The organism is Psychrobacter sp. PP-21 (genome assembly GCF_033790785.1).
Lineage (GTDB): Bacteria > Pseudomonadota > Gammaproteobacteria > Pseudomonadales > Moraxellaceae > Psychrobacter.
This window is the reverse complement of sequence record NZ_JAMYEB010000001.1, coordinates 603,155-625,732: the sequence shown is the minus strand read 5'-3', so window position 1 is coordinate 625,732 and position 22,578 is coordinate 603,155. Positions and strand designations below refer to the sequence as shown.

Below are 22,578 nucleotides of genomic sequence, written 5' to 3'. Positions count from 1 at the left end.
AAAGTAATGACATTATCAATCAATAAAGCTTAACCAGTCCATATACTGTTCATTACGACCATGAACCACATCGAAATACAAGGTTTGTAGTTTTTCAGTGATTTCACCGCGGCCACCGTTACCAATGATGCGATCATCATATTCGCGGATAGGCGTCACTTCAGCGGCTGTACCTGTCATAAAGATCTCATCTGCTAAGTAGAACTCATCACGAGTGATACGACGCTCAACGACTTTAATTCCTAAGTCATCAGCAAACTGCATGATAGTACGACGCGTGATACCATCAAGAGCACCGCCCGCTAAATCTGGTGTATGTAACACGCCATCTTTTACCAAGAACAAGTTTTCGCCAGCACCTTGGCAAACATACCCTTGCGGATCCATGAGGATCGCTTCGTCGTAACCATTACGAGTGACTTCTTGGTTCGCCATAATAGACACAGGGTAGTTGCTTGATGCTTTTGCCTTACACATGGTCACGTTGGTCATATGATGCGTAAATGAAGATGTTTTTACGCGGATACCGTTTTTGATACCTTCTTCACCAAGATAAGCACCCCAATGCCAAGCGGCAACCATAGCATTGATGCTGTTTTCACGCGAAGACAAACCAAGTTTTTCTGCACCAACCCAAATGAGTGGACGAATATACGCTTCTGCTAAGTTGTTTTGTTTGACCACATCTTTATGTGCTTGCTCTAGTGTGGCTGCATCAAAAGGCACATCCATTTGGAAGATTTTGGCTGAGCCAAGCAGACGCTCAGTATGCTCTTTTAGGCGAAAAATAGCCGTGCGATTGTCAGCCGTTTGGTAAGCGCGCACACCTTCAAACACAGCCATGCCGTAATGCAAGCTGTGTGTAAGCACATGAACTTTAGCATCTGGCTGTTCAATTATTGTGCCATTCATCCAAAGCTTGCCATCTTGTGTTGCCATATTCATTTTATAGTCCTTATGCTAGCACTGACGTCTAACTTTTTTAGGTAGGTTTTATTTAACAGTAGTGATTAACACCCTATGATAACACTGCAGTGCCTTTATTTATTGCTTAAAATCCAGCATTATTATGATAAATGGCTGGCAGTGCTATGACGATGCGCGACCGATTATATCACTGGCCGTGTTGGCAAATGAAATCTTTTGGTTTGGGAGCACATGGCTTTTAATTGCGCTTGTCAATTATCATAGGGCCCTACAGTGTAAGCGTCTCTGTAGCTATCAGCAAGACCTTAATAACACAAGTATCAATCACTTTTTGGCAGATTCGACACCCATTAGATGTTGCCACTGTGCTTGTACCAATGCGCGTGTCTCCTGCCAGAGTGACTCATCGACCAGCAACGACTGCTCTGATAATGCCAGTTGATGCGTGGCAGCGCGTATCCTGAGATACGCATCGCTCAAATCTTGACAGACCTGCTCTTGCCATATACCAAGTAAGGCAACCTCTTCGAAGATACGAACGTTATCACTCCATTTGGTCAAGCTTGGATACTCATGCGAATAGGCCAATACCGCAAACTGTGCCAAGAACTCAATATCTACGATACCGCCTGCATCTTGTTTAAGATGGAACTTACCCGCTTGCTGCTGCCATTGATTGGTGCCCAAATGCTTCTGCATTTTGATACGCATACTAGTGACTTCACTACGCACTTGATCCAATGTCCGTGGTAGCGCCAACACATCTCGGCGAATGTCACAAAAGAGCGCCGTCACCCGTCTGTCACCACAAATTGCTCGGGCACGTACCAACGCTTGATGTTCCCACGACCAGGCTTTGTCCATTTGATACGTTTCAAACGCATGGTAAGACACCACCATCATGCCAGCATTGCCTGAAGGGCGTAGACGCATGTCGATCTCGTATGCTCTGCCATCTCGCGTTTGGGTATTGAGATAGTTCATCAATTTCTGTACCAAGCGCGCAGCAAACTTCATTCCGCTCACTGATTTTTCGCCCGTGGTCATGCCCCGCTCTTTTATCTTATGCAAAAACACCAAATCCAAGTCAGACGAGTATGAGAGCTCTAAGCCGCCAAGCTTCCCATAACCAATGATAGCAAATCCGCAATCAGCTTCAGTGACAGGGTCTCCATCTTGGCCAATAGGATAACCATAACGGTTGACGATCTCGGCAAAAGCACGCTCTAGTGCGGCCTCCAGTACTACTTCGGCAATATACGTCAAAGAGTCTGATACTTTCATGATCGGGCGCTCAGCCAATACATCGCTCGCAGCCACAGCCAATATTTGGTTTTTCTTGAATAGTCGTAAAACGCTTAGTAGCTCTTCTTCGTCGTTCGGCTCGACGCGCAGCAGCTGTTGACGCAAAATATCACGCAGTTCACGCTTGTCTGGCAAATGACGGTAGCGCTGCTGTAAAAAGGTGTCTAGCAATACAGGATACTGTGCCAGCTCTTTTGCAATCCATGGGCTGGCAGACAGCATCGGGATCAGCTCAATCGTTGCATTGGGGTTTTCTGCAATCATGACCAGATAGATGGAACGACGGCAAATCGCTTCAAGCAATGAAATCAGTCGAGGCAAGGCGGCATTAGCAAGTTTTTGCTGCTCTTGATGGGCCAGTAGCGCATGGACAATAACAGGGTAAGCATCATCTAAGCGCTCTCTTGCTTCCTCACTTAAATTCACCACCATCTTTGATTGCCAAAAGCTCTGCAATAGCTCGCGATTATCTTCTGTCAATACCTCATTTAAACGAGAAATTTGTTCATCTAAGCGTTCGGGCTCGAGATCAGTGTCTTCGTGATCAGGTACTTGACGCTCGGTGACCATACGCTCAAATGGTACGTTGACGAGCTCTCGGTGACAATTAAGCTGATCTAGCAATGCACGCCAGTTTTCAAAATTGAGCGTCACGGCTAGATTGTGCTGCCACTGCATATCGTGTGGTAAGCGCTGGGTTTGCTGATCATTGATTGCTTGAATGCCATGCTCAAGCCGGCGCAAGAAACGATACGCAGCTTGTAAGTTATCGTAGGTTGACTGCTCTAGATATCCAAGCTCACGCAACACTTTCATTGCTTGTAGACAAGGTTTTGTTTGTAGCTGTGGATGCCGGCCACCATAGATCAACTGAAATGCTTGTACAATAAACTCAATATCCCTGATACCGCCCGCACCAAGCTTGATATTGTCTAGATCTTCACGCTGTGCTACTTGATTTTGAATGAGAGACTTCATCTCTCTAAGTGCCGAGAATGCACTATAGTCAACGTAATAACGAAACACAAAGGGTTTAATCAGTGCCTGTATCTCATCATAAAACGGCTGTTCTATTTGTCCAACGACGCGCGCCTTTAACCAAGCAAAACGCTCCCACGCCCGCCCATGCATCGTGAAGTATTTTTGTAATGCTGACAGGTGAATGGCCAAGTCACTGCCATCACCCCATGGACGCAGGCGCATATCCACTCGAAACACGAAACCATCAGCCGTCTTGTTATCGAGTAGTTTAATGATGCCTTGACCAAGCCTAGTCATAAAGCGTTTGTTGTCTATACTACGTGTGCCTTTGGTTTTGTCACCATCGGTCTCACCGCGCGCTTGATGCACAAAAATTAGGTCGATATCACTTGATAAGTTCAGCTCCTGAGCGCCAAGCTTACCCATAGCCATGATTGCCATGTCATCAATCTGTACATTGCCTTGGGCATTGACAAAGGTTGGCTCACCATATTTGGCAACTAAGTGCTGGTAGGTATAGCCTTTAGCAAAAGAAATGCAACCATCTGCAAATTCAGACAACTCATCGGTCAATTGCTCAAGACTGATCATCTGTAAGGCATCTTGCCAAATCCAGCGCATCATCAACAGTGTACGCAGATTACGCAAGCCGCTCATGACTTTGGCTTCATCAGCGAGTTGGTAGTTTTCATCCAGCGTATAATCTTGTATCAGATCATCGATTTGTTGACGGGTTAGCGTACTACTCAAAGGGTAACTACGCAAAAACGTCTGACATGAAACCGTTCGACTCTCCCAAATCTGATAAGCAAATTCACTTGCTGTTTGTAGTACTTGTAGTTGCTCCGCTGTCGGCTGATAATCTGTACCACTGTTCATACGTGAGGGCATAGCAGGTAACATAATGACAAAAACTCCTTACATAGAATGGTAAGACTACGTGAACCAAGCTCATAAGTTTATTGTTTTTTCTTACGAGACAGTCACAACGTCAAATAGATATACTCGGTATATCAGCACAAAAGATAAAGGCGCGTTTAGTAATTAGTCGCTCTATTTGATGTGAAGCGCTTTATGGTAGCATACTAAAATGCGTCGCTGATCCGTCACTGTCGTTACACCACTATAGCGACGTGGTCATGTAGCTAAATGCTCTTCTCACCAATAAAAATAGTATTTTGATATAATAGTGTTTAAAGACTATATACCTGACCATAAACCAATGAAGCAAATCAAAGAAACAAACTGCTGTCTACAAAACAGTCGCAACCACTCACTACTATCTTCTAATTCTCATAACACTCTTATTGACAATATGTGATACCGCACCTTATGACTACTACTCCATTACTGCTCATCACTGCTGATCCCGCCCACCCACTGGCGCACCTAGCACTACGTTATGCACACGCTTATCTTAGAGAGGCCTCAAACCATTCTGAGAATAGTAGGATTGACGATAACGACATAAACGATAGTGACAATCCTAACACCAAACGGGCGTTGCTCAATGTCTTTTTTTACGGCGATTCAGCTCATACTGCCAACCGTCTACGTTGGCAGTCAGCAGATCAAATAGATTTAACAAAAGAATGGCAATCGTTGGCTGAGCAGTATCAATTATCACTACCCGTTTGTGTCAGCACTGCACTGAGCCGCGGTGTGAGTGACGCTGACAACAGCACACGACATCAGCTAGAGGGTGCCAATCTTGCTGCAGGATTTACGCTAGTAGGACTCAGTGAGCTTGCTCTAATGATGCAAGATGACTGCCGATTGATACAGTTTTGATGGCATTACGATAACGACTGTCAACAGCGACAAACCTATTTAGGAATATAACATGAAATTATTAATTCAGTTGCATACGCCCACTGAAGCGGCTAGTTATGAGGGCTGTGCACTGGCGCTAACACTAGCAACATTTGGGCATGAAGTGCAGTTATCATTGGATGCGCCTGTATTTGGTTTGTTGATGCAAACGGAGTCCCGTTTGCACGGTATGATTCAGTCGCTTGATCTTTACGATATGCCCGCAGCTTGGCTACCTGACGATGTCTTTAGCGGTTGGGTCATTGGTATGCTACCGACAGATCTGGCATCACAGCTTACACTGGTACCAGAGATCATCAGCTCGCAAGACTTTGAGCAGATTTTAACTTTTTAAATGACTATATCATCAGAAAAATAACAAAACACATCATCGGATACTTTTATGGCGACTTTATATCAATTACACAGTACGATGGACACGCTCAGACGTAGCACTGAAGAGATGTCTCGCACTTGGCACAATGGCGACAGCATTGTTTTGCTCGGTACGACGGTCGCTTTTATCGACTGGCTAAGTGCTTATTTGAATGATAATGAGATAGATGGCATCGCTGCTATTTATGCATTGACGGATGATGTCGCGCAGCTCACAGCGAATACTACTGGCAAGCTAAATTTAGATACCAAGCTAACTGGCGTGTTAACAGACGCTGAATGGGTCAATCTGACTCAGGACCGTCAATTTGATAAAGTGGTGACCATTGCCTTATGACAGATCACAACTCCACGCCCAACAACAACGTAATGATAGCAGCCACTGAGGCTGCATTGGATCAAGACGGTCACTTATGTGACCACACTATTTGGACACCTGACATCGCGCAGCAACTGGCTGACACATTAGACGTTCATTTGAAAGCTGAGCATTTACAGGTTTTGCAGCAAGTGCGTGCATTTTTTGACAAGTTCAACCACGCACCAGCCACACGCCCATTGATAAAATGGCTACAAAAGACCTTGCCAGAACATGACATTAGCAATCAAAAGTTGCAGCAGCTGTTTCATACTGGTTTGGTTGCACGTCATGTCAACCGCTTAGCGGGTCTACCCAAACCGCCAAACTGCCTATAATACATATCATTGCTTATTCTGTTTTTATGAAACAAGGATAATCAATCCTATCGGTCTTATCAGACAAATCGCTATTCGTTAAAGTAACTACTTTGGGTCGTAGACTGTCAAACTCTCATAACCGACACTACGACCTTCATCACCCCAAAACCCTTGCTGTCGCCATATTTCATACAGGCAGATAGCAACGCTGTTGGATAAATTTAAACTGCGCGAGTCAGCCAGCATGGGTAGTCTTAACCAATTATCAGCACCAATATCTTCACGTATATCATCTGCAAGACCTGCCGTTTCAGAACCAAATACCAGTGCGATATTAGGTACTACGTCGTCATTAGCCTCTTCAGTAGCTACTCGCCCGCCAAAATCATAATCGTAAAAGGGTTTACTCAGCTTAGTCGTCAGCGCGGTAATGACATGGCAGTCTGCTGTCTGTAACGCCTGCTTCGCTGCTGCCCAGTCATTGTGTACTTGTAGATGCGCATATTCGTGATAATCGAGTCCTGCGCGACGTAGTTTTTTATCATCAAGCTCAAACCCTAGCGGTTTTACCAAATGTAATTGGGCACCACTATTGGCACACAGGCGAATGATATTGCCTGTGTTACTCGGCATCTTTGGGCCAACCAGCACGATATGAATGGTCATGTTTATTTACTCCAAAAATGGTTAACGCTCTGTTATTTAAGTTTATGAGCGACAGGTAATTAAAAGTTACAGTTTACTGCCAATAATTACATTTTGATACTGTGCAGCGCTTTTAACTTTCTCTATGATGTCTGTAATGGATAACGCGATAGCATTTAAGTGTGACTGTCTCATCCAATACCCCTTCAGTGACGCTTAAGCAGACCGCTTTGCATCACTGTTGTTATTTATAACCATCCATTTATCTTTGAGGATACTATTATGAAAAAAGTAATCATCGCATCTTTAACTGCTATGTTCGTTCTAACTGGTTGCAACACGTTCAAAGGCTTTGGTCAAGACGTATCAAGTGCTGGCGATGCTGTCACTGGTGGCGCACAAGAAGTACAAAATAAAATCTAAGGTCTGATTTTTTTAGATTTGTTAAGGGCTTACCATTTTTTGGTAAGCCTTTTTTATTTTTGGCTATTTATCTTATAAAAAAGCACGTAGTATCTGATTAAGGTAGCGTTGCCCTAACAGTGTCGGTTGTAACTGCGTATCACTGTCTATCAGCAACCCTTGTTTTATCAAACCAGCCACTTGCTCATTGATACTATCAAGATTCAGCCCCGTTCTTTCCTCAAACAATGACCAAGCCACACCTCCATGCAACCTCAGCGCATTCAACATAAACTCGCTTACCAGCTCATCACGATCAATCTCTTGCCAGCCAACCATTTTGGGTGCGCTTTGCTTGATATGAGACTGCTCAGTGATATCTGTAGACCCCACGTAATCCTTCGGCAGACGTGACTTACTGAATCGATAAACACCTGCTTCTGCTACTAGGTTAGTCTCTAGCATATTGCTTTGCGTTGACGGCTCATTGTTTAGGTTATAACCAACCGTCACTTTGCCATGCGCCCCTGCACCTATTGCTAAATAATCACCAAACTGCCAATAGTTTATATTATGACGGCATGGATTGTCTGATGCGCCCGCCCATGCCGACACTTCATAATTGCTATAGCCTAATTGCTGCAATAGCGACTGACCTGCTTGTTCAATATCTGCCAAGTTGTCTTCATCAGGTAAGACCGGCTGACTGCGATAGAACACTGTATTGGGCTCAATTGTCAATTGATACCAAGAAATATGTGTGGCGCCAGCGTTGTGTGCCATTTGAATGTCATTAAGAGCTTCTTTCATAGTTTGCTGTGGTAGACCGTGCATCAAATCGACATTAACACGCGTAAATCCAGCAGATTTGGCAGCTTTAATTGCTGACAATGCTTGCACAGGGTCATGGATACGTCCAAGCGCTGTCAGCTTGTCAGCAGCAAAGCTCTGTACGCCGATAGACAACCGATTGATGCCAACCTCTAGGTACTGCGCAAATGGAGCATGTTCTAAGGTTCCTGGATTGGCCTCCATCGTGACTTCTATATCTGCTGCAAACTCAAAACATGACCGTAGACCAGAGAACAATCGCTGATACTGAGCAATAGGTAACAAAGATGGCGTGCCACCACCGATAAATATAGAAGAAATTTTGCGACCTTGCACCAGTGATTGCTGCATTGCGGCATCTAGCAGTAACGCATCGACATAGTCATCATACATGGAGATCTGACTGTCTACAGGCAACTCATGCGAATTAAAATCACAATAAGGACACTTCTTCACACACCACGGAATGTGAATGTAAAGAGACAATGGAATGTCAGTCACGTCTACCGTGATAGTATCCGTCGTTGTTTCAGTAAGACTTAATGTATTTAGGTCGTTTGGCATGCTGTCTGTATTCACTTTGGGCATAAATAAACTTATTTTGTAGTGAGCAATAATAATCGATATCAAAAGTAACGCTAGGATAGCGACTAGATGGGATAAAGAAAAGCCTATCTATCATAAAACTATTAACAAAAACACGTATAAACGCTCTATTCACCATGACAACTTATGGGCAGTATATAGAGACTCTATTAGAAACAGCCTCTACTGAGAATAGACACGATTTAAAACATGTTTGAGGGTGAGTTAATAGAAACTAACCCTAGTAGCTTTAAGAACGAATTAAAGAATAAAAAAAATTCAGAGGACAAATATATGGCGTATTGGTTAATGAAATCCAACCCTAAATTTTTTGGCATTGAAGATTTGCAGCGCTTGGGCACCGACGGTTGGGACGGTGTTCGTAACTACCGCGCGCGTAACTTTATGCGCGATGATATGAAAGTTGGTGACAAGGTTTTCTTTTATCACTCTAGTGCCAAACCCTCTGGTGTGGCTGGTATTATGACCGTGAGCCAAGCAGGCTATCCTGACCCTAGCCAGTTTCACCCTGAGCATCGACACTACGACCCTATTGCGACCGAAGAAGCGCCGCGTTGGTACATGGTAGATCTCACTTTTGAGCACGCTTTTACCGAGGTGTTGCCCTTATCAGAGCTAAAATTTTTGCCTGCGCTCGAAGATTCCTTACTACTGAGAAAAGGCTGTCAACAATTAACAGTGATCCCATTAGAACCCAAGCACTGGCGTGCGATTATGAATATGGCGGAGACGCTTGAGATATTACCAGAGCAGACAACGAATCATTAATTAATTTATTGATTCAACACATCACTTATCGGTGATAAGCAGTGAAGTACAAAGCGTCTATGATTAATATGTATATAGACCCTTCAAAGCGTTGACATCGTAGCGCCGCTTCTTTACCATCTTATCTATATATGACCTGTCAATCCACTGCTTGGATCGACGGGTTATTTTTATTTTAGTGTCTTTATTTTAGAACCCTTATTTAAGACCTTGATTTTCATTGCTGTGCGTGGTCTTTATGAGTTTGCTCATATCGTTTATCGAGGTATTATCATCGGCACGACTTTTCTGCTCATGCTATTGCTTCATTTTTGATGCATTGCTCTCTTCGGATTCATAGCAGTGTTGGCTTATTCATAATAACGCTCTTAATAACAATTACCGCAAAGAATAAAAAGTTGCTCACCATGGTTTTTCCATTGTCTTTCAAAGATTTTAAAAGCTACAGTTTACGTTTAGGCGTACTTGCCCTACCTATTTTGATCACTCAGTTTTGCCAAGCGGCACTTGGTGTTGTTGACGCTATCATGGCAGGCCAGGTGTCTGCGCTTGATTTGGCAGCAGTGGCAGTTGGGTCTGGTATTTGGCTCCCACTGTTTTTGTTAGCGACAGGTATATTAATCGCGACGACCCCTCTGATTGGTGAAGCGGTTGGTCAAAACCAGCATGACCAGGTTCCACATATCACGCAGCAGTCCTTATGGACCGCAGGGGTGATTGGGATTATTGGGTTTATTGTTGTCAATTTGGCACCCAATGTTCTGGGTCTCATGGGTGTACCTGAGAATATTCAGCCGATCGCAACACAGTATTTGCATGGCGTGTCCTTTGGTTTCCCTGCACTAGCAGTCTATGCCGTACTGCGCAGTTACTGTGAGGCGCTGGGTCGACCTGAGCCTGTGACTGTCATTAGTATTATTGGTCTGATGGCCGACATACCGCTCAACTATATCTTTATTCATGGTTTATTTGGCATGCCTGAGATGGGCGGCGCTGGCTGCGGTGTGGCAACCGCATTAGTATTATGGATAAATGTGCTTCTATTAGCCGCTTATACTGGCTTTACCAAGCGAAAAGAGTTTGCCACTACTCGCTTTTTTTATGGGTTTACACGTCCAAATCGTACACAGATCAAAAAACTTTTAAAGCTTGGTATTCCTATCGGGATCTCTATCTTTTTTGAAGCCAGCTTATTTAGTTTGGGTGCTCTAGTTATTAGCCCATTGGGTGAGATTGCGACAGCAGCGCATCAGGTGGCTCTATCCGTGACCTCACAACTGTTCATGATACCGATATCCGTCGCTATGGCACTCACTATCATGATCTCAAATCGATTTGGTCAAAAAAATCTCTTGGCACTACGCCAAGTGCAAGCCACTGGGCTTATTTGGACAGTCCTTATTGCTGTCGTTTGCATGCTCGGTATATGGTTGTTTAGGCCAGAATTGGCAGCTGCATTTACTGATAACCCCGTTGTGAGAGCTCAGTCTATGCACCTGCTTATCTTTGCCCTTGCCTACCAGCTCTTTGATGGCTGGCAGGTCAATGTCGCTGGCATATTACGCGGTATGCAAGATACGACGATACCGATGTGGGTGACGCTCTTTTGCTATTGGTTGGTTGCATTACCGCTGGGTATTTATTTAGTGCGTTTCACTGATGTTGGTGCACAGGGGTTTTGGATGGCACTCATAACTGGTCTGTTTTTATCCTCTATCCTATTGACACTGCGTCTACGTTACCAACAAAAACGTCTGACAGCACTGTGGGGCTAACATCGATGATAGAGCACCTTATCTCACAACATGACTGGCGCTACTTAGTGACATAGACTATGATAAATCGTAGAAGATTTCTTGCTAAACAAAGCGCTTACGTCAAAATATGTAAAAATTCTCAGTTAACAACTGTACATTGATTGCTCATTGACCTGAATCTAGGTATCATTAGCAACTAATTAGACAATATTTAGTTACACTATTTCTCGAATTTAGTACAAGGCCAGATAAAAACTATGGATATTGAAAAAATACGCACCCTCATCGCCCTTATGGAAGAAAGTGAACTGGTGAATTTAGAAATCAGTTCAGATGATGAACATATTAGTTTGACTCGTCACTATGATGCGCCTGTACCAGCTATGATGGCAGCCCCAACTGCTGGCGCTGCCCCAACGGCAGCTGCTGATGCAAAACCTGCGGCAAAAGCTGGAAACGTCGAAAGCTCACCTATGGTAGGTGTGTTCTATTCAGCACCAACGCCGAATGATCCACCATTTGTAAAAGTCGGGCAAAAAGTTCAAGCAGGTGATACCTTAGGTATTATCGAAGCCATGAAAATCATGAATCCACTTGAAGCGACTCAAAGCGGTATCATTGATGAAATCTTGGTAGACAACTCTGAAGTCGTACAGTTCGGCCAACCTGTCATACGCTATAAAGCGTAACGATATTTGCCATACTTTATTTCATAATGGCTGAGTTTTGGTGTACCCATCGTATCAATATTGAATAATACGGTGTTATATTAAACTTGGTCAATGACTGACGCTTCGACAAGGATGAACCCATGATAAAAAAATTGCTCATTGCCAATAGAGGTGAGATTGCCCTGCGCATCGTTCGAGCTTGTAAAGCGCTAGGTATTGAAACAGTAGGTGTCTACTCTACCGCTGACGCCAATTTGATGCACCTGCGCTTTGTTGATGAGGCAATTTGTATTGGCAAACCTAATGCCAACCAAAGCTATCTGGATATCAATACCATCTTAACCGCTGCTGAAATCACTGGCGCAGATGCTATCCACCCAGGCTATGGTTTTTTGTCTGAAAATGCTGAATTTGCTGAACGAGTAGAAGAAGCAGGATTGACTTTCGTTGGTCCAAATGCTGATCACATCCGCTTAATGGGCAATAAAGTCTCTGCCATCAACGCGATGAAAAAAGCAGGCGTACCGACTGTGCCAGGCTCTGTTGGCGCTGTGACACTCCACAATGCTGAAGAGCAGGCACGTAATATCGGTTTTCCATTACTGATCAAAGCCGCCTCTGGTGGCGGTGGACGCGGTATGCGTGTGGTTGAGCGCTTTGATGAGTTGGTTGGTCAAGTACAAGCTGCAAAACAAGAAGCTGAGCTATGGTTCGGTGATGATACGGTCTATATGGAGCGCTATCTACAAAACCCACGCCACGTAGAAGTACAGGTACTTGGTGATGGGAATGGTAATGCCATCCATCTGTATGACCGTGACTGCTCATTGCAGCGTCGTCACCAAAAAGTACTAGAAGAAGCGCCTGCACCAGATATCCCAGATGATGTACGCGAACCAATTCTAAAAGCTTGTGTGAAAGCCTGTGAGCTTGTGAAATATCGCGGTGCAGGTACGTTTGAGTTTTTATTTGAAAACAACGAGTTTTTCTTTATTGAGATGAACACTCGAGTGCAGGTTGAGCATCCCGTGACTGAGATGATTACTGGTATCGATGTTGTTGTTGAGCAGCTCAAAATCGCCGCTGGTTATGGTCTATCTTATCGTCAAAGTGAGATTGAAATCCAAGGTCATGCGATCGAGTGCCGTATTAATGCTGAAGATCCAGCGACCTTTGTGCCGTGCCCTGGTACTATCAGCCAATTGTTCACACCAAGTGGTTCTGGTATTCGTTTTGACTCGCATTTATATCCTGGTTATGAAATACCGACTTATTATGATTCACTGATTGGTAAGCTTATCTGTCACGGTCAAACGCGTCAGCAAGCTATCGCTAAGACAGTACATGCCCTTGATGAATTAATCATCGAAGGTATCAAGACCAATATCCCACTTCATCGTGATGTGATTTTGGCGGATGATCAGTTTGTTCAAGAAGCACAAAACATTCACTATCTTGAAAGAGAGATGTTGAGTGCGGACAAAACTAAAAAAGAATCATAAATTACAGTAATTAGAGTTATTACAATTAGAGGATTGATAGTTAAAGACTTTAATCTGCTTATTATTAATCTCTAAACCAGACTTATTAGAAACTTAATACGAAAAAGCCGCTATATCGATAGCGGCTTTTTCGTATTAGAACAGGACGATTAGTATTCTATATGATAGACAATATACTATTGATACCACTTCCTATGGTAAAACTCTATTGAAGTTCATAAAGCATTCTTTTCCATCAGGGTCAGCGCACCACTGCATCTGATTGCCATCATGATTGATAAAGGCAATCAATGCTTCATCAGTCTGGTCTATCTGATTGCCCGAGCAGTCTACCTCGTTATTGTCATAGACGGTCTTGATCGCGATAATAGGCAGACCTTCTTCGCGATGAGTGATCAAGTAACGACCATAGGTCCACTCCTTGCCACTCGACGCTCGCATCTCGTTATCAGCACCAAAATTGTACAACTCGCGGCACTGCGCAGACTTATTTGCTGAACTAATGAGGTTATTGCTGGTAGTTGGCGGAATCTTTAAAACTCGCTCTTCGTTTTGGGTCAGTATACCGCCATCTATCCCAGCCATCACTTTAGGCTCTACGCTGCTGGGTTTTTGCTCACTCACAACCGCTTGCTCAGCCCTCGCCTCTTTGGTCATAGTGACAGGACTATCCAAATCAATTTCCCACTGTCCTGCAATAGCGGGACTGATATGAGTAGTGATTGTCGGCTCAGTAACCGCTTCACCATTTGCAGGTAATGAAGCTAGAATAGATGCCAATGTAAACGAAGCAAATGAGGTAGGTTCCATGGTTAACCTTTTATTTATAATGTTTTAATATATACATTAGCGTAAGTCGTAGGCACCAAAAACACAAGTAACATTATGCTATTAGTCGCAGCATCATATATAAAAAGTATTCAAAAATATCTGCATAACCGTAGGCTATATCCATAAGAAGATAGAACATTGACCAACGCTCAGTCTTCTTTTTACCCAAAAAATAACGCCATAACTTTTCTTGTTAGGCACAAGGAGCTATGGCGCTATATATTTATGAAGTTAAGATCAGCGCAGGTCACCGGACTACTCAGTGATTGCTGTTTAGTACACTTTTTAGTATTAGGCTACCTCTGTACTCAATGCTTGAGCAAAAGCTGACAGCGCCCCTTTGAGCATCGCTGATACCGTGCTACTACATGTACCGATACCAGAGTATACTTCACCATCTACATTTAGCTGAATATAGGCAGCAGCATTGGCATTAGTCTTGTTGTCACTGTTGGTATCGTCATCGATGCCATTACCGCTGTTATGGTGCGGGTTAATCGCATGCTCAGCATAGTTAATGATATGCAAAGACTTACCCGTATGCTGTGCAAGACCATCAATAAACGATGATAATGGGCCGTTACCAGTACCATCAATATCAATAGTGTCACTGTTCATCTGTACCTGACCACTAAAATACACCTCGCCGCCTTTGTTATTGACACTATAGTCTAATAGCTCAAACTTACCTTGCTGTAAGTAAGTATCTTCAAAGGTCTGTAGGATTTCATCGTTTTGCAATTCGCGGGCAACCGCTTCAGCCTGCTTTTGTACCACGCGACTAAAGTCAATCTGCATCCAGCGCGGTAAATTAAAGCCATAATTGCGCTGTAGAATATAAGCAACGCCACCTTTTCCTGATTGACTATTGATGCGCACCACATCTTGGTAGCTACGACCAATATGTGCAGGATCGATTGGCAAGTAAGCCACATCCCAAACGTTATCCGTCTCATTTTGATGGTTTTCATTATAATCGAGAGACTTTTTGATGGCATCTTGGTGTGAGCCACTAAATGCCGTAAAGACCAACTCGCCTACATAAGGGTGACGTGGATGCAACGGTAAATTATTGCACTCGCTCACGACTTGTACGATTTCACTCATGTTGCTAAAGTCAAGATCAGGATCGATACCTTGGCTAAACAAGTTCATAGCCATGACCATGATGTCCATATTACCGGTACGCTCGCCATTGCCAAGCAGAGTACCCTCGATACGATCAGCGCCTGCAAGTACACCCAATTCAGCTGCCGCTACTGCACATCCGCGATCGTTGTGCGTATGCAAACTAATAATGACATGCTCACGCTGGGCAAGATGACGACAGAAGTACTCGACTTGGTCAGCAAAGACATTGGGCATAGATGCCTCAACAGTCGCTGGTAAGTTAAAAATAACTTCTTGACCGTTCTGCGGCTGCCACACATCACAAACTGCGTCGCAGACTTCTACAGCATACTCAGTCTCTGTCTGGCTAAAACTCTCAGGAGAGTATTGAAATACCCAATCCGTCTCAGGGTATTTTGCCGCATATTCTTGTAGTAGCTTGGCACCAGCGATAGCAATCTCTTTGATTTCAGCTTTGTCTTTGCCATAGACTTTTTCGCGTTGTACACGACTGGTTGAGTTATAAACATGAACGACTGCGCGTTTTGCGCCTTTCAATGATTCAAAGGTACGGGCAATCAAATGCTCGCGCGCTTGTACCAATACTTGCAGTGTCACATCATCAGGTACATGGTTTTCTTCAATGAGCTTACGAGCAAAGTCAAACTCAACCTGTGCCGCTGATGGAAAGCCAATCTCAATTTCTTTAAAACCAACATCGACTAGCGTCTTAAAGAAACGCATTTTTTGTTCAATAGTCATCGGGTCAATCAATGCTTGGTTACCATCACGCAGATCTACGCTTGCCCATATCGGTGACTTTTCGATTGTTTTGCTCGGCCACGTCCGATCTGGCAACGAGGGTGCAAATGCAAATGGACGGTATTTACGAAAGTCAAAAGCGGCACTTTTTGGTGTGATCTTTGCAGTCCCTGAGACTGCAGTGCGAGTGGCTTGGTCAGACATAATCAATCCTTAGACGGTAACGTTATTTGTATATTTAGTGGGCGATTAGCTGCTGGTTAGATCAATACTTATCATACGAGATAGCTAGTGTTTATATCACAATAATAGCAAAGTTTGATGCTCAGAAACCTGCTTTTTTTCACTCTATTTATTGTTATTTTAGTGGATAATACTATATTAGGCTCTATAATCGAGTTAATTCACTATTGAGACGATAAAAATGCCAGACCATCAGATCGAGAATACAGTAATAGCAGATATAGATGAGATCGATAGGCAACTACTGCGCTTATTACAGACACAAGCCCGCATGAGTGTGACTGAACTTGCTGAGCGCGTTAATCTATCTGCCACGCCCTGCGCGCGGCGAATCAAACGCTTAGAAGATGCAAATGTTATCACAGGATATCAAACCAAGACCGATGCACAAAAACTCGGTTATCCACTTGCTGTGTTTATCGCTATCAGTATGGACCGTCATACAGCTGAGCGTTTCGAACAGTTTGAGCGCAAAGTTCAAAGTTTTGAGGAAGTTATTAGCTGTAGTATTGTCACAGGACGCACAGAGGACTATCTAATCAAAGTGAGGGTACGCGATATGGCGCATTACGAGGAGTTTTTGTTACATCGACTCAATCGTATCGAAGGCGTTGCCCAAGTACATACCAGCTTTGAGTTACGAGAAGTGTTTAGTCGGAGCGTGGTTTAGAGGATCTAAGCCACTGGTAGTGTAGGACGACGGGGTGTTAGCATTATTATCCTGCCCTGCCAGCAAGGCTGTGACCAATAAGCCAAAAAACTGCCCTAGTGCATAGAACAGCGTCACTAATGCAATCACTAAGTCAGAGTGGGCAGCAGTGGCATTTGACACAATGTGAGTATCATCGCTACCCTGCCGACAGAAATTAATTACAAAAATCTCAACCTTACAATAGCGACATTACCATGTAGCCCAAATGTCCCATCAAACCAGATATTCAGGCACTCATCAATAGCAAAAATGACAAACCTATGATTTACTAATCGAATCAACATTTACGAGACGTTTAGCGTTGGCATTTCTGTCTCATCTTGTCCTAGCATCTGTACACGTTGATCACTGAACATATCCATATCAGGGGCTAACGTACGCATAAACCGATCAAAATATAGCATCTGTTTGGTCAGTAAAGCAAAATCACGCGGGAAATGGATACCATGACGCTTACCCACTTCGACGATCTCAAGCATCATTTGATTCAGCTCGTCTGCTTGTTCTTTGCTGTTGAAAGGCACGCCACTGGTAAACGCCTTATCTTCTGCCATGATGGTTGTCATCATGCGCTGTAAATCATTGCCCAATGCAGCCACATCGACTTTGTTGTCGCCATGCGTCATTTCCATATCAATCATATGACGGGCCATCGCTTGATAGTCATTGTCTTGCATCGCTTGCATCATACCCATGCACGCGCGCCAGCTCTCAGCTTTTAGTTTACCAACGATACCAAAGTCTAAAAAACCAATACGGCCGTCGGTCAATAGCATCAAATTACCAGCATGTAAGTCAGCATGGAAACTGTTGCACAGCATGAGACTGGCAAACCATGTGTTTAGAGTATCTGCCATCACTTGCGCAGGATCGCTACAGTACTGACGCATGAGCGACTCATCGACCATCGAGACGCCATATAGTCGGCTCATTGTGAGCACACGCTTAGTCGTCAACGCTTCGTATACTTGCGGCGCCACTACGCGCGTATTACCTGACACCGCTAAGAACTGCTGAAAATCGCGGATATTTTGTGCTTCAGCGATAAAGTCAGTTTCGGCAAGCATACGCAGACGAATCTCATCGATGATCGGTGCGATGCTGGCAAATTTCATCGACGGCATTACAATTTCCAGCAGTTTAGTCACGCCATGCAAGACACCCAAATCGGTCTGCATAATGGTTTCGACACCAGGTTTTTGCACTTTTAGCACCACTTCATCACCGTTATGCAACCGTGCTGCATGCACTTGGGCAATAGAAGCTGATGCGAGCGGCTCTGAGTCAATATGTGCAAACGTGTCATCAAGGGTCATACCCTCAGTCGCTAGTTCTTCTTTTAGTACTTGCTCAATATAAGCATAAGACAATGGCGTGGTCTGATCTAGACAGCTCTGGAATGCCTTGACATACTCTCGTGGAAACAGCGACGGTGTACTGGCAATAAACTGACCAATCTTAATATAAGTAGTGCCGAGTTGCTCAAAGGTTTCTTTGAGGAGCATCGCGTCAGGTTTTTCCCCTTTTGCTACTCTCAGCGCAGACAGACCTGCCACACTCGCTGTCTGGCGAACACGGTTGACGACATTAAAGGTATGTTTTAATAAATGCGGACGATGAATTTTCATAAGAAACAACTATGGTAATAAGAAGGATGTTTGAAAATAGATAATATGATAAAAGTATTTATAAAGGGTTACAGCACTAGCATATTAATTAACACTGCTACAGACAGGGCATTGGGGGTCTTTTCTATAACCCATCAGCCGCTGCTGCATTTGACTACCATCCCATATGAGCAGCTTATTTGTCAGTGGATTTTTGGTTAATCCCAAATACTGTAAGGCGGCATTGGCTTGCAGATTACCCATGACGGCTGTAGTACTAGCGAGCACACCCGAATTGGCACAGGTACGTTCATCAGCGGCATCATCGCGCACAACCGAGCCAAACACGCAGTGGTAGCAGCCTGTATCGAGCTGAGGCTCAAACAACGCCAACTGTCCTTGCATTGCAATTGCTGAAGCTGATAACAGCGGGATTTTATAGCGCACGCTGATACGGTTGATACTATCACGCGTAGTAAAATTATCCGTACAGTCTAAGAGTAAATCAGGCTTGTTTGTTGCCATCCCTAGCAGCTCATAAGCATTGTTTTCATCTAGACGTGCGACTGTCCCGTGAGCTTGTATCAGAGGATTAATGCGCGCTAACATGGCAGCTGCACTCAGTGCTTTAGATTTACCAATGTCTTCTGGCAAAAACAACGTTTGTCGTTGTAGGTTACTCGCCTCAATCTCATCATCGTCAATCAGATGAACATAGCCTACCCCTGCACGTACCAGTGTCTCAGACGCTGGGCATCCAAGACCGCCTGCCCCTATAATCACCACGCGTGCTGATTTTAGTCGCAGCTGAGCATCCATATCCCAACCGTCTAATAAAACGTGCCGAGCATAACGGAGCAGCTCATCATCGGATAGTGGTACCACCTCTTCTACCATATTTATCTACAACCTATAATCAAAAAAGTCCACTCATAAAACTTGTCTATTGAACGTGCCCTAGCGTGACACGATCATTGCCACCATAATCTTGTACCGTATGCACCGAACCAAAACCATTATCCAAAAACAACTGTCGAACGGCAATACCTTGATCATAGCCATGTTCGATAGCCAATAATCCATCTGTACATAGGTATGTCCGTGCCTGCTGGATAATATACTCAATATCCGCCAAGCCATGATTGGGCGCACTCAGTGCGCTTATCGGCTCTGCCTTTAACGCAGCCAAATGCTCATCTGTCTCATCGATATATGGTGGATTAGAGACAATCACATCAAACTGCTGTTCAGCACCAGTAGCGAGTGCCTGATACCAACTGCTTTGGACGAACTCAATATCAGCAACGTCATTGCTCACAGCATTATGCTGAGCAACCTTCAGCGCGTCGAGCGATAAATCGACCGCAACAACTTGCCAGTTAGCGTGCTTAAGTTCATGAGCAAGACTGATAGCGATACAACCTGAACCCGTCCCCAAATCTAGCAAACGCTTATTATTAATACATGTCGGCTGAGCATTGATCCACTGTAGTACCTGCTCGACCAATACCTCGGTATCCGGTCTAGGAATCAGAGTATGCTCATTGACATTAAAATTAAGTGACCAAAATTCTTGCTGCCCAGTCAAGTACGCAAGCGGTATGCCTTGCTGCATCTTATTCACACCATCACTGAACTGTGCAAGCTCGCTGTCACTCAATTGGTAATCTTCATCCGTCATCAACGCTATCGCGGGCTTATCAGTGACATGTAACAACCAGTCCGTTAGCCAAAACGACGGCAGCCGGTTGCTCGTATTATCATTCGTCAGTTGTCCAATGTGTTGCTTAATTTGACCGATGGTTGATGCTGACATAAGTCACTCTTAAAAATAATAGAAAGATCAGTAAAGGGCCTAAACTACTCTGATGCGCGCGGTGGCTCTTTGGTATCAGTCAAGTTTGGGTTTGCCTTGGCTAACTTATCACCGCTGCCATCATCGTCGCCATAAATGTCATCGTTATCACCAATGACAATATGTTTATCAACGAAATAAATCAGTGCCAAGATAGGAATACCAATCGCAAAGGTAAAGATAAAGAAGAACGGGTAGCCCATATTATCGACGATAGCACCTGAGTATCCACCCATGACCTTAGGTATGAGCGTCATCAGGGAAGAAAAAATAGCATACTGTACGGCAGTAAATCGAATAGAAGTCAGTGCCGACAAGAAGGCAATAAATACAGCGCTTGCCAGTCCTGCAGCTAAGTTATCAAAAATGACCGCCAAATACATGAATGGTAAGCTGCCTGGATTATACGTCAATAGTACAAATAACAAATTGGTCGCACAGGCTAAAATAGCACCAATCATCATAGCGTGCATAATACGGAAGCGCTGAGCTAAAATCCCGCCCAAAAACCCACCTCCAATCGCCATAATCACACCGACAAGCTTCACAGCATTCGCAATGTCCGTTTTGCTAAAGCCCATGTCTTGATAAAAGACGTTTGAGATCACGCCGGCTACGATATCAGATATACGATACAGACCAATTAACGCCAGCAGCAACAGGGCTTTTTTGCCATAACGACGGAAGAAGTCTAAAACAGGCTCAATCCATGTTGCCATGGCTACTTCTTTTTTGACTAATCCTACTTGTACCAATGCGTAGCCTGCTACCATCGCCGCCCCTAAACTCACCAGTAAATGGAAAGTTTCTACAAAGAAGCTAGAAAATGCGCCTTCAAATTCTGGTAGGACTTGTCCCATCACTATGTAAGCAGCGATAAAGGCAATCACTGAAAACACAAACAACGCCACCAGTCTGACGTAATCCTCACGAGTCTCAGCGACCAGTGGGGCTTTGTTGATGATTTTGGGTTGGTTGACGATGAAGTACAGTAGTAATAATGGGGCACAAGCAACCAAAGCCAAAAAGTAAAACTTGATAGCCGGCATTATCATTAGCGGTATCAATGCCACTGTGCTATCAAATACTGTATTGATTAAGATATTAATTAGGTAAATAAAGCCGAATAGCAGCCCTGGTATCAGCAGTAACGCTGAATAAATAAGAAATACTTTTAAATTGCCTTTTTGCTTGTTGTTTTGTAAAACGTCAGCCGTCGGCTCATAACTGGCAAATGTCGTCAAGACCCCTAAAGTCATGACCCCTGCCATGATATAATAGGTATTGCGCCATGCCTCGTAACTGTAAAAAGTCTCATTTGAGCCAAAATAGTCCGCCAAATACAACGCGCCTGCCCCAGCAACGATCATACCAATACGGTAACCTGACACATAAATAGAAGACAAAATAGACTGCATAGACGGCGGTGCAAGCTCGATACGGTAGGCGTCAATCACGATATCTTGCGTCGCAGAAGAGAAGCCAAGCAACACCGCAGCACCTGCCATATAAACCAAAACATCTTCACTGACAGGGTTTACCCTTGCCATTAGAACGATGGCCAGCACAATGAGCAGCTGTGATACCACCATCCAACTACGGCGGCGACCGAGCCATTTTGTCAAAAACGGTACAGGTAGCGCATCGATTAATGGCGCCCAAATAAACTTAAATGAATATCCTAATGCCGCCCAACTAAACATGGTAACGACGCTACGATCAATTCCTGCTTCTCTGAGCCATAATGATAAGCTTGAGAAAATAAGCAGAATAGGGATACCCGCTGAAAAACCCAAAAACAACATGATAATCACACGAGGGTCTAGATAGGCTTTTGTCGCCTCGCCCCATGATTTTTTGGCAATTGGTTGATTGGGCGGCACAGATTTGACAGCAGACATAATAACTCACCAACAATTGAGACAAGGAACACAACTGCACACAATTCTTATCATTCTTTAAAGTCAGTTACTCAGCAAAGTAGCGATAAAAAAGAATCGATAGAAACTGCTCGACGTTGTACCAATATAAAGTTGTACCAATATAGATATAACAACAAAATCCAGTTATGGTACTTGAGAACCTTCACCTTGACTAGATGTTTTTGCACTAACTCACTGACTATACTGACTATACTGACTATACTGACTATACTGATTGTACGATAGCTTATGTTT

The 22,578-nt window shown here is 44.0% G+C and carries 21 protein-coding genes; 10 read left to right on the top strand and 11 right to left on the bottom strand.

Annotated features, from left to right (window positions below; genetic code table 11):
* Positions 1-15: 15 nt before the first annotated feature.
* On the bottom strand, positions 16-945 hold the full coding sequence (locus NJD71_RS02570) for a branched-chain amino acid transaminase (RefSeq protein ID WP_319050357.1): 930 nt from the start codon (positions 943-945) through the stop codon (positions 16-18).
* A gap of 306 nt (positions 946-1,251) precedes the next feature.
* Positions 1,252-4,116, bottom strand: a complete 2,865-nt coding sequence (gene glnE / locus NJD71_RS02565) for a bifunctional [glutamate--ammonia ligase]-adenylyl-L-tyrosine phosphorylase/[glutamate--ammonia-ligase] adenylyltransferase (RefSeq protein WP_319050355.1) — start codon at positions 4,114-4,116, stop codon at positions 1,252-1,254.
* Between the two features lie 429 nt (positions 4,117-4,545).
* On the opposite strand from glnE, the gene tusD reads away from it, so the two are divergent.
* The 4 genes from tusD to NJD71_RS02545 are packed head-to-tail and all read left to right on the top strand — an operon-like array spanning position 4,546 to position 6,117.
* A complete protein-coding gene (gene tusD / locus NJD71_RS02560) occupies positions 4,546-5,004 on the top strand; it encodes a sulfurtransferase complex subunit TusD (protein WP_319050354.1) in 459 nt (152 codons plus the stop codon).
* A 52-nt stretch (positions 5,005-5,056) separates the two neighbouring features.
* Complete coding sequence (locus tag NJD71_RS02555) at positions 5,057-5,380, top strand: hypothetical protein (RefSeq protein ID WP_319050353.1); 324 nt, start codon at positions 5,057-5,059, stop codon at positions 5,378-5,380.
* A gap of 48 nt (positions 5,381-5,428) precedes the next feature.
* Positions 5,429-5,758 (top strand): hypothetical protein, encoded by a 330-nt coding sequence (locus tag NJD71_RS02550; protein WP_319050352.1) that lies wholly within the window; start codon positions 5,429-5,431, stop codon positions 5,756-5,758.
* 32 nt (positions 5,759-5,790) lie between these two features.
* The gene (locus tag NJD71_RS02545) at positions 5,791-6,117 is read left to right on the top strand and encodes a TusE/DsrC/DsvC family sulfur relay protein (RefSeq protein ID WP_319050440.1); all 327 of its coding nucleotides are present in this window, start codon (positions 5,791-5,793) and stop codon (positions 6,115-6,117) included.
* A gap of 87 nt (positions 6,118-6,204) precedes the next feature.
* Here the strand turns inward: NJD71_RS02545 and NJD71_RS02540 are convergent, their stop codons facing one another.
* Positions 6,205-6,765, bottom strand: a complete 561-nt coding sequence (locus NJD71_RS02540) for a tRNA (cytidine(34)-2'-O)-methyltransferase (protein ID WP_319050351.1) — start codon at positions 6,763-6,765, stop codon at positions 6,205-6,207.
* 261 nt (positions 6,766-7,026) lie between these two features.
* Between NJD71_RS02540 and NJD71_RS02535 the strand changes: the two genes are divergently transcribed.
* Complete coding sequence (locus tag NJD71_RS02535; RefSeq protein WP_057759705.1) at positions 7,027-7,167, top strand: entericidin A/B family lipoprotein; 141 nt, start codon at positions 7,027-7,029, stop codon at positions 7,165-7,167.
* Positions 7,168-7,239: 72 nt separating this feature from the next.
* Here NJD71_RS02535 and hemW read toward each other — a convergent pair whose 3' ends face one another.
* Positions 7,240-8,541, bottom strand: a complete 1,302-nt coding sequence (hemW, locus tag NJD71_RS02530; protein WP_319050439.1) for a radical SAM family heme chaperone HemW — start codon at positions 8,539-8,541, stop codon at positions 7,240-7,242.
* Between the two features lie 315 nt (positions 8,542-8,856).
* Between hemW and NJD71_RS02525 the strand changes: the two genes are divergently transcribed.
* From NJD71_RS02525 to accC, 4 genes are all read left to right on the top strand, one after another.
* Positions 8,857-9,351 carry an EVE domain-containing protein gene (locus tag NJD71_RS02525; protein ID WP_319050350.1) on the top strand — a complete coding sequence of 165 codons (495 nt, stop codon included), beginning with the start codon at positions 8,857-8,859 and terminating at the stop codon, positions 9,349-9,351.
* Positions 9,352-9,758: 407 nt separating this feature from the next.
* Positions 9,759-11,126: an MATE family efflux transporter gene (locus NJD71_RS02520; RefSeq protein WP_319050438.1), complete on the top strand. Its 1,368-nt coding sequence runs from the start codon at positions 9,759-9,761 to the stop codon at positions 11,124-11,126.
* Positions 11,127-11,365: 239 nt separating this feature from the next.
* Positions 11,366-11,797, top strand: coding sequence for an acetyl-CoA carboxylase biotin carboxyl carrier protein (accB, locus tag NJD71_RS02515; RefSeq protein ID WP_319050349.1), 432 nt, complete (start codon positions 11,366-11,368; stop codon positions 11,795-11,797).
* A 122-nt stretch (positions 11,798-11,919) separates the two neighbouring features.
* Positions 11,920-13,281 carry an acetyl-CoA carboxylase biotin carboxylase subunit gene (accC, locus tag NJD71_RS02510; RefSeq protein ID WP_319050348.1) on the top strand — a complete coding sequence of 454 codons (1,362 nt, stop codon included), beginning with the start codon at positions 11,920-11,922 and terminating at the stop codon, positions 13,279-13,281.
* 192 nt (positions 13,282-13,473) lie between these two features.
* On the opposite strand, the gene NJD71_RS02505 is transcribed toward accC, so the two are convergent.
* Together NJD71_RS02505 and leuA are read right to left on the bottom strand one after the other, a co-directional pair.
* Positions 13,474-14,091: a hypothetical protein gene (locus tag NJD71_RS02505; RefSeq protein ID WP_319050347.1), complete on the bottom strand. Its 618-nt coding sequence runs from the start codon at positions 14,089-14,091 to the stop codon at positions 13,474-13,476.
* A 312-nt stretch (positions 14,092-14,403) separates the two neighbouring features.
* The gene (leuA, locus tag NJD71_RS02500) at positions 14,404-16,188 is read right to left on the bottom strand and encodes a 2-isopropylmalate synthase (RefSeq protein ID WP_319050346.1); all 1,785 of its coding nucleotides are present in this window, start codon (positions 16,186-16,188) and stop codon (positions 14,404-14,406) included.
* A 220-nt stretch (positions 16,189-16,408) separates the two neighbouring features.
* Between leuA and NJD71_RS02495 the strand changes: the two genes are divergently transcribed.
* Entirely contained in the window at positions 16,409-16,897 is a 489-nt protein-coding gene (locus tag NJD71_RS02495) for an Lrp/AsnC family transcriptional regulator (RefSeq protein WP_319050345.1), read from the top strand.
* Here the strand turns inward: NJD71_RS02495 and NJD71_RS02490 are convergent.
* The 5 genes from NJD71_RS02490 to NJD71_RS02470 form a co-directional block, all read right to left on the bottom strand.
* Positions 16,865-17,059 carry a hypothetical protein gene (locus NJD71_RS02490; RefSeq protein ID WP_319050344.1) on the bottom strand — a complete coding sequence of 65 codons (195 nt, stop codon included), beginning with the start codon at positions 17,057-17,059 and terminating at the stop codon, positions 16,865-16,867. The two genes, NJD71_RS02495 and NJD71_RS02490, sit on opposite strands and share 33 nt — an antisense overlap.
* 164 nt (positions 17,060-17,223) lie before the next feature.
* On the bottom strand, positions 17,224-18,567 hold the full coding sequence (locus NJD71_RS02485) for an ABC1 kinase family protein (RefSeq protein WP_319050343.1): 1,344 nt from the start codon (positions 18,565-18,567) through the stop codon (positions 17,224-17,226).
* Between the two features lie 84 nt (positions 18,568-18,651).
* The gene (locus tag NJD71_RS02480; RefSeq protein WP_319050342.1) at positions 18,652-19,443 is read right to left on the bottom strand and encodes a HesA/MoeB/ThiF family protein; all 792 of its coding nucleotides are present in this window, start codon (positions 19,441-19,443) and stop codon (positions 18,652-18,654) included.
* A gap of 46 nt (positions 19,444-19,489) precedes the next feature.
* A complete protein-coding gene (prmC, locus tag NJD71_RS02475; RefSeq protein ID WP_319050341.1) occupies positions 19,490-20,362 on the bottom strand; it encodes a peptide chain release factor N(5)-glutamine methyltransferase in 873 nt (290 codons plus the stop codon).
* A gap of 44 nt (positions 20,363-20,406) precedes the next feature.
* Positions 20,407-22,302, bottom strand: coding sequence for an AmpG family muropeptide MFS transporter (locus NJD71_RS02470; protein ID WP_319050340.1), 1,896 nt, complete (start codon positions 22,300-22,302; stop codon positions 20,407-20,409).
* Positions 22,303-22,578 lie beyond the last annotated feature (276 nt).

Coding starts and splice junctions, on each gene's coding strand:
- NJD71_RS02570 (WP_319050357.1), bottom strand. CDS start 945: ATGAATATGGCAACACAAGATGGCAAGCTTTGGATGAATGGCACAATA.
- glnE (WP_319050355.1), bottom strand. CDS start 4,116: ATGTTACCTGCTATGCCCTCACGTATGAACAGTGGTACAGATTATCAG.
- tusD (WP_319050354.1), top strand. CDS start 4,546: ATGACTACTACTCCATTACTGCTCATCACTGCTGATCCCGCCCACCCA.
- NJD71_RS02555 (WP_319050353.1), top strand. CDS start 5,057: ATGAAATTATTAATTCAGTTGCATACGCCCACTGAAGCGGCTAGTTAT.
- NJD71_RS02550 (WP_319050352.1), top strand. CDS start 5,429: ATGGCGACTTTATATCAATTACACAGTACGATGGACACGCTCAGACGT.
- NJD71_RS02545 (WP_319050440.1), top strand. CDS start 5,791: ATGATAGCAGCCACTGAGGCTGCATTGGATCAAGACGGTCACTTATGT.
- NJD71_RS02540 (WP_319050351.1), bottom strand. CDS start 6,765: ATGACCATTCATATCGTGCTGGTTGGCCCAAAGATGCCGAGTAACACA.
- NJD71_RS02535 (WP_057759705.1), top strand. CDS start 7,027: ATGAAAAAAGTAATCATCGCATCTTTAACTGCTATGTTCGTTCTAACT.
- hemW (WP_319050439.1), bottom strand. CDS start 8,541: ATGCCAAACGACCTAAATACATTAAGTCTTACTGAAACAACGACGGAT.
- NJD71_RS02525 (WP_319050350.1), top strand. CDS start 8,857: ATGGCGTATTGGTTAATGAAATCCAACCCTAAATTTTTTGGCATTGAA.
- NJD71_RS02520 (WP_319050438.1), top strand. CDS start 9,759: ATGGTTTTTCCATTGTCTTTCAAAGATTTTAAAAGCTACAGTTTACGT.
- accB (WP_319050349.1), top strand. CDS start 11,366: ATGGATATTGAAAAAATACGCACCCTCATCGCCCTTATGGAAGAAAGT.
- accC (WP_319050348.1), top strand. CDS start 11,920: ATGATAAAAAAATTGCTCATTGCCAATAGAGGTGAGATTGCCCTGCGC.
- NJD71_RS02505 (WP_319050347.1), bottom strand. CDS start 14,091: ATGGAACCTACCTCATTTGCTTCGTTTACATTGGCATCTATTCTAGCT.
- leuA (WP_319050346.1), bottom strand. CDS start 16,188: ATGTCTGACCAAGCCACTCGCACTGCAGTCTCAGGGACTGCAAAGATC.
- NJD71_RS02495 (WP_319050345.1), top strand. CDS start 16,409: ATGCCAGACCATCAGATCGAGAATACAGTAATAGCAGATATAGATGAG.
- NJD71_RS02485 (WP_319050343.1), bottom strand. CDS start 18,567: ATGAAAATTCATCGTCCGCATTTATTAAAACATACCTTTAATGTCGTC.
- NJD71_RS02480 (WP_319050342.1), bottom strand. CDS start 19,443: ATGGTAGAAGAGGTGGTACCACTATCCGATGATGAGCTGCTCCGTTAT.
- prmC (WP_319050341.1), bottom strand. CDS start 20,362: ATGTCAGCATCAACCATCGGTCAAATTAAGCAACACATTGGACAACTG.
- NJD71_RS02470 (WP_319050340.1), bottom strand. CDS start 22,302: ATGTCTGCTGTCAAATCTGTGCCGCCCAATCAACCAATTGCCAAAAAA.